This window comes from Rothia sp. HMSC066G02 (assembly GCF_001813145.1).
In the GTDB taxonomy this organism is placed as follows: domain Bacteria; phylum Actinomycetota; class Actinomycetes; order Actinomycetales; family Micrococcaceae; genus Rothia.
This window is the reverse complement of the sequence record NZ_KV811583.1, coordinates 145,813-159,300: the sequence shown is the minus strand read 5'-3', so window position 1 is coordinate 159,300 and position 13,488 is coordinate 145,813. Positions and strand designations below refer to the sequence as shown.

Genomic DNA, 13,488 nt, shown 5'->3' with positions numbered 1-13,488 from the left:
CTCAATTATTCCTTGTCGTTCGACCAAGGAACAATGCGGGGCGGGGGCTTAGTTATCGGTGAGGCGGATGCGGTGGTAGGGTACCGCTTCTCCCCCGGTGTAGGTGGTTCCGGGCGCCAGCTCAATGAGCACGTCCGCCTGTGCGGCGCGGTGTAACAGGTGCGAGCCGGAGAGCACGTCGGGGTAGAGTTCCACCCGGTAGGTTCCGGGCTCGACCTCGACCATGCCGAGGGTTCCGCGCAGGAACTGGCGCTTGGTTGCCGGGGCGGTGATCGGGGTTTCGGTGACGAGCACGCCTCGCGGTGCGTTGTTCAGGGTTGCCTGTTCGGAGGCAACCGCATAGGGCACACCGTAGGGGCCGCCTGCACGCAGGTAGGGGCGCAGAATCAGCGCGTACGAGATGAGGGTGCTCACCGGGTTGCCGGGGAAGGAAATCATGGGCACGCGATGGCCCTTGAAGTCGAGAACGTTTACGCCCTGCGGTCCGCCGGGCTGCTGGCTCACGTGACCAAACCAGGAGACGGGCACCAGGATGTCGGCTTCGTGTGCCTTGGCGATGGCGTTGCGCACCACTTCGTATTTACCGTGGCTAATACCGCCCGAGGTGATGATGATGTCCGGCGCGAAGCTCTCGTATTCTGCCGCGAGACGGTGCAGCAACTCGATGGGGTTATCACCAATAGCGATGCGGCGCACCTCAGCGCCGTCTTCACGGAGCATAGCGGTCAGCATGGGCCCGTTCGCGTCAAAAATCTGCCCCTGAGCCAGCTCCTGCGAGGTAGCGGTGCCGTCTTCTTCAACACCGGAAAGAATCTCGTCGCCGCCGGTGCATACGAGCACGCGGGGGCCTGCCGCGACGGTCAGGCGCGCATAACCCTGGGATGCGAGCGCACCGAGCAGAGCCGGGGTGATGCGTTCACCGGCGCGTGCGAGTACCTGGCCGGTGACGACGTCTTCGCCGCGGCGGCGTACGAACTGTCCGGGTTTGCCGGTGGCGAGTTTGACCTTTTCGCTGGGGCGGCCGAAGGATTCGGGCAGGTCCGGGTATTCGATACGTTCGGACTGCTCGACCGGGATGACGGCGTCGTAGCCCTTGGGGATGGGTGCGCCGGTCATGATGGGGTAGGTCAGGTCGTCGGAGGAGCGGGAGCGCTGCAGCGGACGCCCTGCGGGAATCTCGCGGCCGACGGTGAAGATGCGGTCCTCGCGGTCAACGGCTGCCGCGGTGAGGGCGTAGCCGTCCATTTGGGAGTTGTCGAAGCTGGGCACGTCCATGCGTGCGGTGACGTCTTGGGCGAGAATGCGTCCTGCCGCGTGGTAGAGGGGAACCGTTTCTGCGGTGCCGATGAAGACTTCACGCAACAGTAGCGCCAGGTAGGCGCGGTATTCCTCGGTGCTGGGGGTTCCATTGAATTCGGGGGAAATCATGGCGGTTCCAATCGTGCGGCAATAGTTAAGAACAGTGTACGGGTGCGGTTGTGAGCTGGTAAACGCAGTTTCGCCTAATAGTCTTCAGATGGCGCTGCGGTTCCTTGGGACGGGCCGGTTTTATCGGGTGCTTTCGCGCAGTTTTTTGAGGGCGCGAGCTAGACCGAGGACACCGAAGATTCCCAGGTAGAGGCTGATGAGAATTAGCGCGCTTCCGAGGGCGCTGGGGATGTCGCTGCTGTTGATGGCTAGGTCAATGGCGAGGGGTATGGTTTGGGTTTTGCCTTGCACATTGCCTGCGAAGGTGACGGTTGCGCCGTACTCGCCAAGCGCGCGAGCGAAGGAAAGTAGGAAAGCAGTCGCAAGGCCGGGCGCTGCGAGAGGCAGGAGCACTTTAAAGGTGGTCTCTGCCGGTCCGGCGCCTTCAACAAGAGCGATTTCTTCATAATCGCGGGGAATAGCCTGCAGGGTGGTAACTGCGGTGGCGACAAAGAAAGGCAGGGCAACGAAGACCTGGGCGATAATCACCGCGTTCGAGGTAAACGGAATAGAGATTCCAGCCTGGTAGAGGTAGGTGCCGATCATGCCTTTGCGTCCCCAGAAGAAGAGCAGACCGAGGCCGGAGACCACCGGTGAGAGAATCACCGGGGTGTAGATGATGGCGTAGAGGACCGACCCGAAGCGGTGCATCCGCGAGCGGTTGAGCACTTTGGAGAGCACGAGCGCCAGGGGAGCACCGAGGAGGCCGCAGATAAGGGTGGATGCGGCGGCCGTGCTGAGAGAGAGGTTGGCAGCCCCGAGAACCTGCGGGGTAAAGATGGTACCCAGCTGACTCCAGGGAATATTAATGAAAAGCCCGAGGAGCGGACCTGCAATGAGGAAAATACCCAGAGTTGCCGGGATGAGGAAGAGCCGGGGAACAGATGCGAAAAGCTTCTCTCGGGAGGTGCGCGCTCGGCGGCTGGTGGGCGCGGTAGCGGTGTCTGACATGGGTATTTCTACTTGTTGTGCTAGGGGTCTTCTGCAGTGGTTATTGGTGTGCGTCGGAAAATATGTTCAGGATGCGGTGGCATGCTTGTTGAGCGTGCCACCGCATCCTGCGGGGTGTGTCCCGTTGCCTCGTTATAGCTGTTTCAGCTGAGAAGCGTGGGGTGCTAATGACTACTTGGTGGTGTTGAAGCCGTAGTCGGAGAGGATCTTCTTAGCCTCGTCGGAGGTCTTCAGCCACTCGTTGAACTTCTTTGCAGCCTCGGAGGAGGAGCCGGTCTTGCTCAGCGCTGCGGGGTATTCGTTGGGCTCAACATCGGTCAGCTCGATGGAGCCGAGGTTTGCACCCTTCTTCTTGGCTGCGGCGAGGTCGGTGGTGTAGATGAAGCCCGCATCGGCGTTACCGGTGGTGACCTTGGTTGCTACGTCGGTGACCTTGCTTTCGGTGGTTGCGTTCTTGAGGGTGATGTCGTGCTTCTTCAGTTCCTGGTGGGCGATGGTGCCGCAGGGGACGTCTTCTTTGCAGACTGCGACGACGCCGTCGGTGGTCTTGAGGTCGTCGAGGCTGTTGATCTTGCCGGGGTTGCCTTCAGCGGTGACGAGCACGAGCTTATTGGTGACCAGAACGTTGGTTTCGGAGCCGGAGAACTGGTCGAGTTTCTTTGCCTTGTCCATGTTCTTGGTATCTGCGGTGATCAGCAGGTCGGGGGTTGCGCCCTGCTCAATCTGGTTGACGAGCTTTGCGGAGCCTTCGTAGACGAAGGTGACGTCCACGCCGGGGTTGGCGGCTTCGTATGCCTTTTCGAGGTCTGCGCCGGCGTTGTTCAGGGAGGCTGCGGCGAAGACTTCGATCTTGCCGGAGGCTGCCTGACTGCTTGCCGCAGACGAGGAGGAAGATGAGGAGGAGCTCTGGGGGGCGCCGCATCCGGTGAGAGCGAGGGTTGCGGCGGCGAGCGCGCTGAGGGCTGCGAGGGGGGTCTTCATGAAATTTGTTTCCTTGATGGTTTCGTACTCTTGCGGTGGTGAGGTGCGTCCATGTGTGGGCTCTGTATGACGTTTTGTGTACTTCCCTAGCTTGTACACGTTGTTTTCCTCGTGGTGGTCTGCGGTGGCGCAGTTGTAACTTACCCTGCACACACTATGTACGGGGCGCCGGAACATGGAATAATCATATTGTCACCTGAAATATGCAAATTTTCCACATAGGTTTTACATGGCGTACACGGCAAATTCGACCTCTTCTGAGCTCATTGCGGGCCCAACGTTAAGCACCTTATCTTCTGCGGAGGGTAACGGGGCTGCTTTTGTGACACCCCAAAAATCTGAGAATGGCGTAAATGTACAGCGTAAGCTCCCGAATATTACGAATAGCGGTCCGCTCTTGGACCGTTGGGGTCGTGTGGCGACTGATCTTCGTATCTCGCTGACCGATAAATGTAATCTTCGTTGCATTTATTGCATGCCGGCGGATGGTTTGCAGTGGCTCCCGAAGGAGAATCTGCTCTCCGCCGAGGAGATTGCGCGCCTTGCCGATATTGCGATTACTGAGCTGGGCGTTGAGGAGATCCGCTTTACCGGTGGCGAGCCGCTGGTGCGCGCCGATTTGGTGGATATTATTTCCCGCATCCACCAGGCGCATCCGGATGTTCCGCTTGCTATTACGACGAATGGTATTGGTTTGGAGAAGCGTGCCGCCGCGCTGGCGGAGGCTGGTCTGACCCGCATCAATGTTTCTCTGGATACGATTTGCCGTGAGACCTTTGCCGAGCTGACCCGCCGCGATAAGCTCGACGCCGTGCTCAAGGGCATCGATGGTGCAGCGGAGGCTGGCCTGTGGCCGATCAAGATTAATGCTGTGCTGATGCCGGGTCTGAATGATGATCAGGCTCCGGAGCTTCTGCGTTGGGCGTTGGCGGGCGGCTATCAGCTGCGTTTCATTGAGCAGATGCCGCTGGATGCTGATAACCGTTGGACCCGTGAGGGCACGATTACCGCCGCTGAGATTCGCGAGAAACTGTCGGCTGAGTATGTTCTGGGTTCGGTGGCGGAGGCGCGCGGCGACTCCCCCGCTCAGCTGTGGGAGGTGTACCCGCTCGGTACTGCCCTGGATGAGGCGGGCTTCCCTGCTGACGGTACCGAGTCGCTGGGCCGTGTGGGTATTATCGCCTCGGTCACGGAGTCGTTCTGCAATGCATGCACCCGCACCCGCCTGACGGCGGACGGTAAGATTCGTTCCTGCTTGTTCTCCGACACCGAGACTGATTTGATGCAGCTTCTGCGTTCCGGTGCTGACGATAAGCAGCTGGCTCTGCGCTGGCGTGAGGGCATGTGGTTTAAGCCGCGCGCCCACGGTAAGGAAGACGCTGACTTCGATATTGAGGAGTTCGCTAAGGCGAGCCGCTCGATGAGCGCTATTGGTGGCTAGGAAAGCCGCTGATTCATCAGCCGAAGGTGCGCGGATAAGGCTTTTTATTGGCATCTTGCGCCCGTGATTTTCGGCTGTCCCCTGACTTAGGATTGAGGAGCATTATGCAGGTTCATTTTTTCGCTGCCGCACGTTCTGCGGCGGGTACCACGCAGCTGTCGGTACCTTTGGCTGAGTTACCGTCGGCAACTCTTGGCGCGCTCGTTGAGCATCTGGGTCAGAGCTTGGAGGGTACGACCCCGTCGGGTCTGACTCTTGCGCAGGTGATGGAGCAGTGCTCGTTCCTGGTCAATGGTGCCCGCTCGGATGCGCAGGCACCTCTGCAGGATGCCGACCGTGTGGACGTTCTGCCTCCCTTTGCGGGTGGATAATGCGGGCGGATAAGATACCCGGTTCTGTACTTCCCGCTGGGGGCGATTTTTCGTGCGCCGCGGTCGTTGTTGCCGGAGGTGCTTCTCGCCGCCTGAACCACGTGCCGAAGGCGTCCCTGTCTGATGGTACGAATACTCTGCTGGATTGTGCTCTGGAGGCGGTGGCCGCCGCATCCCCGCGCGTGGTGGTGGGTCCTGAGAGCCTGCCCTTGCCTACCGGGGTGTTGCGTACTCGTGAGGATCCGCCGTTTTCGGGTCCTGCCGCGGCGATTCATGCCGGTTTGGAGTGCATTGCGGCCGATTGCGAGCGCTCGCAGATTCCTGTGCCCGACTGGTGCCTGATTTTGGGTGTGGATACTCCGCGTATTGCCCCGGCGGTTCAACAGCTGATTACTGCGGCGCAAAGTGCTGAGCGCACGGCGGGCTTCTCCCCTACTGATTCTGAATCATTTGAGGGTGCTGAATCATCTGCAGGTTTCTGGGGTGTTTCTGAGGGTATCTATCAGCCGCTGGTGGGTATTTACCGTTTTGAGGCAATTCGTTCGGTCTTTTCGGCCGGCACCACCAACGCTTCTGTTCGTTCTTTTTTGCGTCGTCTGAACCCTACTGCGGTTCAGATGTCTGCCGCTGATACCGCCGATGTTGATACGTGGGAGCAGGCGCAGGCGCTGGGTTATACGACGTCGCTTTGGTCAAGCTATTAGTAGCTGAGCTACCGCAGTGTGATATTAGGGCCTGACTACGAGTACCCTAGGTGATAAGTCTTGGCTTTAGATACCGTGTACATGTAGCGTTTTTGAGCTCGCGCGCTGTTGCGCGTCCCGCACACACTTTTACGAGGTACGATGTCTCACCATATTCCTTCTGTTTCGTGGCAGCAGGCCCGCCAGATTTTGCATGAGCAGGGCCTGGAGATTGCACACCATGTGAAGACGGAGTCTTTGCCGCTGCTGGCGACAATTGACCACTATTTGGCGGATGATGTTTATTCGGTGATGCCGGTGCCCCACTACAGCTCTTCCGCGATGGACGGTTACGCTGTGGCGGGTGTGCCTCCGTGGCGTCTGGTGACTCCGGCGTATCCGGAGGATTCTCGCGCTAATATTCACCGTCTGACGGTGCCGATTGCTCCGGGTGAGGCGACCCCGATTTTGACGGGTGGTTTGCTCCCTGAGGGCGCTGAAGCGATTGTGCGCGAGGAGCATTCGCGCCTGTATGAGGGTGCGGAGGCTTCGTCTCGCCCTGGTGTAGCTGCTCATTTGGAGACTCAGTCCAGTATTCATTACCTGGATATGGCGGAGGGTTTTGAGCCTCCGGCGCCGGGTGCTGATATTCGCCATGCTGGTGTTGAGCTAGAGCGTGGCGAGCTGTTGGCACGCCACGGCGACCGTATCTCTGCGCGTATGGCGGCGTTCTTGGGCACGAATGGTTTTGATGAGTTGCCGGTGTACGCCCCGATTCCGGTACGTTGCGCGTTTACGGGTAATGAGGTCATTACCTTTGGTGTGCCTGCGCCTGGTCAGGTGCGTGATGCGTTTGGCGGCTTTATGGAGCATGCGATTATTTCTGCTGGCTGCGAGGCGCGCCCTTCGATTCGTTTGGCGGATGTTGAGTCTGAGTTCCGCACGTTCTTGTCCACGTCGACGGCTCGTGTGCTGGTGTTTACGGGCGGGTCGAGCACCTCGGGTGTTGATTTGGTGCGTAAGGTGCTCAACGACATGGGCGCAACCTATTTGTTTGAGTCGGTGGATGTGCGTCCGGGGCATCCGGCATTGGCTGCGCGTTTGCCGGTTCCGGAGACGGGCCCGAATTCTGGTCGTGAGCGTTTTGTGTTGGGTCTGCCGGGTAATCCTTTGGCAGCGTACACGGCTTTGTATTCGTATTTGCCGCCGCTTTTGGCTGGTATGAGGGATATGCCCCTACCGGAGCTGGATTCGGCTGTTTTGGGTGAGCCGGTTGATACTTTGCGTAAGCCGGCGGGGGTTCGTCTGTTGCCGGTGTCGGTGCGTGATGGTGTAGCGTATCCTCTACCGAAGTCGGCGTCGCATATGTTGTCGTCGTTGGCAGCGGCTACTCATTGTGCGGTGTTGGATGATTCTTCGGTTCGGGGTTCTGCCCATGAGGTGGGAGCTCGGGTTCCGATTATTCCGGTGCTGTAGTAAGGCGCTATTTTCCGGCGTTGAAATGTTTATGCGGTATGCGGTCGGGGTATAGTAGAGAGATATGTCAATCGTTTAGCATACCGAAGGGAGCCCCCGTGGCTAAGCCCAAACTCAGCGACGTTGCAGCCCTGGCGGGAGTCTCCCCCACCACGGTCTCCCGCGTGCTCAACAACCGCGGCTACCTGAGCGAAAGCACCCGCACCAAGGTCCACGAGGCAATGCGGGAACTCGGCTACCGCCCCAACGCCATCGCCCGCAGCCTGCAGGGCCAGCGCTCGCAGATGGTGGGCCTCATCTTCCCCACGGTCGCAAACCCCTTCTACGGGGAGATGGTGTACCGCCTCGAAAGTTACCTTGCCGAAGCAGGCTACCGGGTCATTCTCTGCAATAGCGATGACCACCCCGAACAAGAGAAGCGCTACCTGGAGATGCTTTTCTCCAATCAGGTGGACGGCATCATCAGCGGCGCCCACTCTGACGCGCTGGTCAATATTCCGCACGCCCAGGCTCCCCTGGTGACCGTGGACCGCCTCGAAAGCGGCTTTTACCCGAATGTCCGCTCCGATAATTACGGAGGCGCCCGCGCCGCCACGGAGCATCTGATTGCCACGGGTGCGCAGAATATTGTGCACGTGACGTCGACCCTGGGTAAGCACAATGAGCGTCAGCGCGGATACCGTGAGGCAATGCTCGAAGCCGGACTCATGCCGGAGTTCCTGGAGCTGGGCTTCCGTCCTTCACTGGGTATTAAACGTGAGGTGCTCTACCGCTACCTTGATGAACGCGCCGATAGTCCGGAGCCGGTGGATGCGGTCTTTGCCTCCAACGATAATTACGCCGCGTTGGCGCTGGGCTGGGCGCGCGCACGCGCTATTCGTGTTCCGGAGGATTTCCAGGTGATTGGTTACGATGGCACGCAGAGCGTTCAGCTGCTCATGCCGGAGTTGGCGACCGTGGTTCAGCCGATTGAGGGCATGGCAGAGCGTACCGCGCAGCGTCTGCTGGAGCTCATTGAGCTACAGCAGGAGGATTCCTCAGAGAAGACCACTCCCCCAATTACCCAGCCCGAGGATGTACTCCCGGTTGAGCTCCATCTGGGGGCTACGGTGCGTTCTATCCCGAATCTGGATCAGATTCAGCCTGACACCTCCGCCCCGGACGAGCTCCAATAGACGAGCTCCAATAAGAAGCTCCTCTTCTGACGATAAAAATCCGCCCCACCGTGCGAGTGCTCACGGTGGGGCGGATTTTGCATATACATTTATCGGTTTTGTGCGCGTCCGGAAGTTTAGGAGGTGCGCTGCACAATCTCGGTGGGACCGGTGCCGGGGTAGACCATACCAACGGCGTGTGCCTTGGAGAAGATTCCGTGGAGCGGGCCGAGGGAGAAGAATCCGCGGCGCTCATAGAGACGGGCACTATCGTAGGTCGATGCTTCGAGGTAGGCGGGGTAGTCGCCGATGCGTTCGGTACCGTAATCGAGTAGCTGCGAGCCGATACCGCGGCCTCGGTACTCTTCGAGGACACCAATGTTGAAGAGGTACCAGTGCTTGTACGCGGGGCGGTACTTGAGCAGGTGTAGCTCCATCAGGACTGCCCTCAGCAGGGTCTTGCAACCGAGTGCCTTGTAGTAGGCGCCAATCTGCTTGAGCTCGTTAGCGAAGGAACCCTCATGGGATTCAGGGGTGTTCCAGAGACAAACACCCACAATCTTGCCGGTAGAGTCGTCAATAGCAATGTCGATACGGCCGCGACCCTGGAAGTTGCCGTAGACCTGAAGGGTCATAATGGCGCGGAGCCTGGCGAGTTCCTGTCGGCGGCTACCGCCTGCAATGACTGCCATCATGGCGGGATCTCCGTCAAACGCGGCAATCAGGACTTCGAGCGCTTCGGCATATTCATGAGGCTCGGCGGTGCGGACAGCATAGGAAGCTGAGGTCATATTCACCCTTTACAAAAGCTTGAAACTATACATAAATATTAGCTGGATTATTCACTCCTGGCTAATAAATTCTGCCTTATCAAGACATTTTTCACGGTCATGCATTAATGTGTGCCAGCTTATATTGCACCATTATGCATAATTTTAGTGCATATTTATTCATATCTTTTTTGCATGTTTTTGCAGGAAAAATTGAACACCCCGCACCAACTCTAGGAAGAGGGGTACGGGGTGTACATCACGTTGAGGTTATCTACTCATTAAGAGTGCAGACTATGCGTTAGCCTTTGCCTTCAGTGCAACCTTCAGCAGCGAATCTGCGCTGGTCACCGATGCGCCCGAAGCCTGAACATCTTCAACCGAAGCAGCCGCCTTCTTGGCGTTGGTAATCACCATGGGGGTTGCCAGCGGGTAGCCAGCAGCCTTGATGGCGGGGATATCGAACTCAGCGATGACGTCGCCGCGCTTGACGGTGTCACCCTTAGCAACCTTGGGCTCGAAGTGCTTGCCGTCGAGCTCAACGGTGTCCATGCCGATGTGCATCAGCAGATCCAGGCCGTCCTCGGTGCGCAGACCGTATGCGTGGCCGGTAGGGAATGCAACGGTGATCTTGCCGTCAGCCGGTGCGTAGAGCTTACCTTCGGTGGGCTCCACTGCGGTGCCTGCACCCAGTGCGCCGGAGGAGAAGGTGGGATCCTTGACGTCAGCCAGCAGAACCACGGAACCGACCATGTGGGAACCGATTTCGACGCTCTCGCCAGCCTCAGATGCTACAGCGGCGGCGGGAGCTGCGGCAGCAGCTACGGTGGCAACGGGAGCGGCAGCAGCGGGTGCAGCGGGTGCCTCAGTGTTGCCAGCCTCAACCTTCTTACCCCAGATAAAGGAGGCAACGAAAGCGATAACGGTGGTCAGGATGAGGCAGCCGAAGAAGCCAGCCCAGCCCGCGCCGGTAGTGGGGCTAATGGAGGGGAAGCCGATGTAACCAGCGGCGCCCAGAGCAATTGCCTTCACATTCAGGATGGAAGCGACCATTGCACCGATACCTGCGGAAACAATAGCAATGTAGAAGGGCCAGCGCAGAGCCAGGTTCACACCGAACATTGCGGGCTCAGTAATACCCAGGAATGCCGAGGGTGCAGATGCCGAAGCAATACCCTTAATCTTCTTGTTCTTGGTGGTCAGCGCAACACCGGCTGCAGCAGCACCCTGCGCCACGTTAGACATCGACGCGACAACAAAGATGAAGGAACCACCGGTAGCCCACAGGCTCATCTCGATGGGCGGGAATGCCTGGTGCATACCGGTCATCACGATGAATGCGTAGAAGGTACCGAAGACCAGACCGCCGAGCGGGCCGGCAACGGTGTAGAGCCAGTTCACGCCCTCGCCCAACCAGGTACCCAGCTGGAACATCGGGGGACCGACCAGAATAAAGGTCAGGAAGCCGGTGATGAGGATGGTCAGAGTGGGGGTGAAGATGAAGTCGATGGTGCCCTTGAGGACCTTGTGGAAGAACTTCTCGATATTCGCCAGGATGAAGGCGACCAGCATAATGGGCAGCACGGTACCCTGGTAACCCGCTTGCTGAACCTGCAGACCGAAGAGGTTCCAGTACTTCATCGGGTCGGTGCCTTCAGCACCCGCCAGGGATGCTGCGACACTGTAGCCGTTCATTAGGGCCGGGGAAACCATCGCGGCACCCATGGTCAGACCGAGGTAGGGGTTACCACCGAAGACCTTAGTAGCGGAGAAGCCGACCAGCACGGGCAGGAAGGCGAAGGGAGCTGCGGAGAGCAGGTTGATGATGTCTGCAAAGTCAGCCCACTCGGGGTGCATTGCGATGAAGCTCTCGGGACCAAAGATACCCTTGGAGGTCAGCACGCTGTTGATTGCCATCAGCATACCGCCACCGACCAGAACCGGAATCAGCGGGACGAAGATATCAGCAATGGTCTTAATGAAGCGGGAAACGATGTTGCCCTGCTTGGAGGCGATTTCCTTGAGATCATCCTTAGATGCTTCGGGTGCGCCAGCGGCGATAAGGTGCTTGTGTACCTCGTTAACGTCGCCGGGGCCGACGATAATCTGGAACTGGCCAGCATTGAGGAAGCTGCCCTTAAGATCCTCGTCGTTGTCGATTGCTGCCTGGTCGACCTTGTCCTGGTTCTTCAGGACGAGGCGAAGGCGGGTTGCGCAGTGTGCGGCTGCAACGATGTTGCCGGCGCCACCGACGTCCTTCAGCACGCGCTGTGCCACTGACTTGTGGTCCACGCTCGCTCTCCTTTGTTTGGAGCACCACCGTATGATGCTTTGTAAATGGGGTGGGGTGACATGTCTGTGTGTGCATGTCATGTATATGTCATACGTTTGACATATCAGATGTAAAACATGGTATCACGGGAAAGTTCTTAAAAGCGAGGGCCCACTCTCCACACGGAGAGTGAGCTCTCAAACATATTCAGAAATTACCGGAAACTACCCGCATAGGCGGCTCCCAACGCCTAGAAAATGGCTTAGAGGCGGCCATACTCCAGGGACAGCACCTCGCCACCGGTCAGGCGGACGCGGCGCTTATCGCCCTTGAAGAAGGTGCGAGCGGTCATAACCTCAGCGCCCATGGAGGCAACCAGCTTGCCACCCACGTACAGTTCGGTAGCCGAACCGTCCACAAGCAGGTCAAACTCGCGAATCTTCGAACGCTTCAGGGTTCGACGGCGCAGGCTGCCACCCTCGGTGTAGCGGGTACCGCCACGGTCCATCTGCACAAAGTCCTTATCCAGAACGATGCTCAGTGCCACGCCGTGGGTGTCCTTGATCTTCAGCTTCACGCACTCGTCAGAGACGTTCACGCGGCCGCGCAGACGGAAGGTCAGGGCATTCTTCAGCTCGACGAGCTTACCCTTCTCCTCCTCGCGGTACAGCGGGGTCATCTTCATCGCGTCGTTCAGCTGCGGAACCGGGCGCTGGAAAATCTTGCCGTTGCGCAGGTGCAGCTCACGCGGGTAGGTGAACATGTGCACCCAGCGGTGGCTCCACGAGGGCAGGTCGTCCTGGTCAGCATTGCCCAGCCAAGCAATCATCACCGGGGCATCACCGCATACATCGTGCGGTGCCTTCGGGTCGGCGGTCAGGCCGGTACCGGAGATGGTCTGCGGTGCGTAGAACTCGAAACCTGCATCCAGCTCGGTGAAGGGGGTCTCCACAGTGAACTTGAGAGTCTCGTTATCCAGCGAGCCAACAATGTAGCCGCTCTGGAAAATGTTGTTGTACTTCTCGCCGAGGGGCTGCATGCCCTGCGGGCTGAAAATCAGCACGTCACGAATCTCGCCGGTCAGCTCATCGCGCATGCTCAGCAGGGAGGGGCATTCGTACATGTAGGTGCCCTTGAGGCTCTTATCCTTAATACCCAGCTCGCCGCGGAAGGTCCACTCGCGGCGGTCAGCGGAGGTGTACACGACCACGGCGCCGGTCTTGTCTTCACGCTGAGCACCAATAACCATCCACCACTCGCCGTTACGCTCAAAGACGTGCGGGTCGCGGTAGTGCGCGGTGTAGCCCTTCTCAGGGCCGGAAATCAGCGGGGGCAGCTGACGGGTCGGCTTCGCGTCCTCACCCGCAGTTGCGAGAATCTGGTAGGTTTCACGGTTGCCCTTCTCGTCCTTCACGTTACCGGTGTAGAAGAACTCAAAACCGCCGGGCACCTTGATGCCGGAGCCGGAGTAGCAGCCGTGCGAGTCGTAGCGGCTGTCGGGAACCAGGGCGGTACCCTCATCGGTCCAGTGGGTCAGGTCCTCACTCACGGCGTGGCGCCAGTAGACCATACGCTCCGGGTGCAGGGGCGAGTACTGGTAGAAGGCGTGGTAGCGCTTGCCGTCAAAGACCAGGCCGTTCGGGTCGTTCAGACGGCCCACGGGAGGGGCCAGGTGCAGTGCCGGGTAGTCGCGGTCTTCACGCACACCGGCGCCGAAGGCGTCCAGGATCTGCTGTGCTTCAGCCGCCAAGTCGCGGTCGGGTCGCTCGGTTGCGCTCTTCTTCTTTTTCTTCTGCTCGCTCATGTCTATCCGTTTTCGTGCAAGGGGAATGTCTGGGTTGTCTCATCCCATCATACGGCACCTCTGACCCGTTGCCGGGCTCTAGGAGAGAGGCACCACAGTGCTCTCAGCCTCTCTCAGT

11 protein-coding genes are annotated in these 13,488 nt (G+C 59.0%); 5 read left to right on the top strand and 6 right to left on the bottom strand.

Annotated features, from left to right (window positions below; genetic code table 11):
• Window positions 1-48: 48 nt before the first annotated feature.
• The 3 genes from HMPREF2894_RS01725 to modA all read right to left on the bottom strand — a co-directional run bounded on the left by HMPREF2894_RS01725 (window position 49) and on the right by modA (window position 3,399).
• Window positions 49-1,428, bottom strand: a complete 1,380-nt coding sequence (locus HMPREF2894_RS01725) for a molybdopterin molybdotransferase MoeA (RefSeq protein WP_070677587.1) — start codon at window positions 1,426-1,428, stop codon at window positions 49-51.
• A 120-nt stretch (window positions 1,429-1,548) separates the two neighbouring features.
• Window positions 1,549-2,418 (bottom strand): ABC transporter permease, encoded by an 870-nt coding sequence (locus tag HMPREF2894_RS01720; RefSeq protein WP_070677585.1) that lies wholly within the window; start codon window positions 2,416-2,418, stop codon window positions 1,549-1,551.
• Between the two features lie 171 nt (window positions 2,419-2,589).
• Entirely contained in the window at window positions 2,590-3,399 is an 810-nt protein-coding gene (gene modA / locus HMPREF2894_RS01715) for a molybdate ABC transporter substrate-binding protein (protein WP_070677583.1), read from the bottom strand.
• A 229-nt stretch (window positions 3,400-3,628) separates the two neighbouring features.
• Between modA and moaA the strand changes: the two genes are divergently transcribed.
• From moaA to HMPREF2894_RS01690, 5 genes are all read left to right on the top strand, one after another.
• Window positions 3,629-4,840, top strand: a complete 1,212-nt coding sequence (moaA, locus tag HMPREF2894_RS01710) for a GTP 3',8-cyclase MoaA (protein WP_012903023.1) — start codon at window positions 3,629-3,631, stop codon at window positions 4,838-4,840.
• Between the two features lie 104 nt (window positions 4,841-4,944).
• A complete protein-coding gene (locus tag HMPREF2894_RS01705) occupies window positions 4,945-5,211 on the top strand; it encodes a MoaD/ThiS family protein (RefSeq protein ID WP_049338071.1) in 267 nt (88 codons plus the stop codon).
• Window positions 5,211-5,915, top strand: coding sequence for a molybdenum cofactor guanylyltransferase (locus HMPREF2894_RS01700; protein WP_070593736.1), 705 nt, complete (start codon window positions 5,211-5,213; stop codon window positions 5,913-5,915). The genes HMPREF2894_RS01705 and HMPREF2894_RS01700 overlap by 1 nt, the downstream gene beginning before the upstream one ends.
• Window positions 5,916-6,056: 141 nt before the next feature.
• A complete protein-coding gene (locus tag HMPREF2894_RS01695) occupies window positions 6,057-7,370 on the top strand; it encodes a molybdopterin molybdotransferase MoeA (RefSeq protein ID WP_070506949.1) in 1,314 nt (437 codons plus the stop codon).
• Between the two features lie 98 nt (window positions 7,371-7,468).
• A complete protein-coding gene (locus tag HMPREF2894_RS01690; protein WP_049349213.1) occupies window positions 7,469-8,545 on the top strand; it encodes a LacI family DNA-binding transcriptional regulator in 1,077 nt (358 codons plus the stop codon).
• Between the two features lie 116 nt (window positions 8,546-8,661).
• On the opposite strand, the gene HMPREF2894_RS01685 is transcribed toward HMPREF2894_RS01690, so the two are convergent.
• The 3 genes from HMPREF2894_RS01685 to HMPREF2894_RS01675 all read right to left on the bottom strand — a co-directional run bounded on the left by HMPREF2894_RS01685 (window position 8,662) and on the right by HMPREF2894_RS01675 (window position 13,370).
• The gene (locus tag HMPREF2894_RS01685) at window positions 8,662-9,315 is read right to left on the bottom strand and encodes a GNAT family N-acetyltransferase (RefSeq protein ID WP_049349211.1); all 654 of its coding nucleotides are present in this window, start codon (window positions 9,313-9,315) and stop codon (window positions 8,662-8,664) included.
• A gap of 273 nt (window positions 9,316-9,588) precedes the next feature.
• Window positions 9,589-11,586 carry a PTS sucrose transporter subunit IIABC gene (locus HMPREF2894_RS01680; protein WP_049349209.1) on the bottom strand — a complete coding sequence of 666 codons (1,998 nt, stop codon included), beginning with the start codon at window positions 11,584-11,586 and terminating at the stop codon, window positions 9,589-9,591.
• A 242-nt stretch (window positions 11,587-11,828) separates the two neighbouring features.
• Window positions 11,829-13,370 carry a glycoside hydrolase family 32 protein gene (locus HMPREF2894_RS01675; RefSeq protein WP_049353359.1) on the bottom strand — a complete coding sequence of 514 codons (1,542 nt, stop codon included), beginning with the start codon at window positions 13,368-13,370 and terminating at the stop codon, window positions 11,829-11,831.
• Window positions 13,371-13,488 lie beyond the last annotated feature (118 nt).

Coding starts and splice junctions, on each gene's coding strand:
- HMPREF2894_RS01705 (WP_049338071.1), top strand. CDS start 4,945: ATGCAGGTTCATTTTTTCGCTGCCGCACGTTCTGCGGCGGGTACCACG.
- HMPREF2894_RS01675 (WP_049353359.1), bottom strand. CDS start 13,370: ATGAGCGAGCAGAAGAAAAAGAAGAAGAGCGCAACCGAGCGACCCGAC.
- HMPREF2894_RS01685 (WP_049349211.1), bottom strand. CDS start 9,315: ATGACCTCAGCTTCCTATGCTGTCCGCACCGCCGAGCCTCATGAATAT.
- HMPREF2894_RS01720 (WP_070677585.1), bottom strand. CDS start 2,418: ATGTCAGACACCGCTACCGCGCCCACCAGCCGCCGAGCGCGCACCTCC.
- HMPREF2894_RS01725 (WP_070677587.1), bottom strand. CDS start 1,428: ATGATTTCCCCCGAATTCAATGGAACCCCCAGCACCGAGGAATACCGC.
- modA (WP_070677583.1), bottom strand. CDS start 3,399: ATGAAGACCCCCCTCGCAGCCCTCAGCGCGCTCGCCGCCGCAACCCTC.
- HMPREF2894_RS01700 (WP_070593736.1), top strand. CDS start 5,211: ATGCGGGCGGATAAGATACCCGGTTCTGTACTTCCCGCTGGGGGCGAT.
- moaA (WP_012903023.1), top strand. CDS start 3,629: ATGGCGTACACGGCAAATTCGACCTCTTCTGAGCTCATTGCGGGCCCA.
- HMPREF2894_RS01695 (WP_070506949.1), top strand. CDS start 6,057: ATGTCTCACCATATTCCTTCTGTTTCGTGGCAGCAGGCCCGCCAGATT.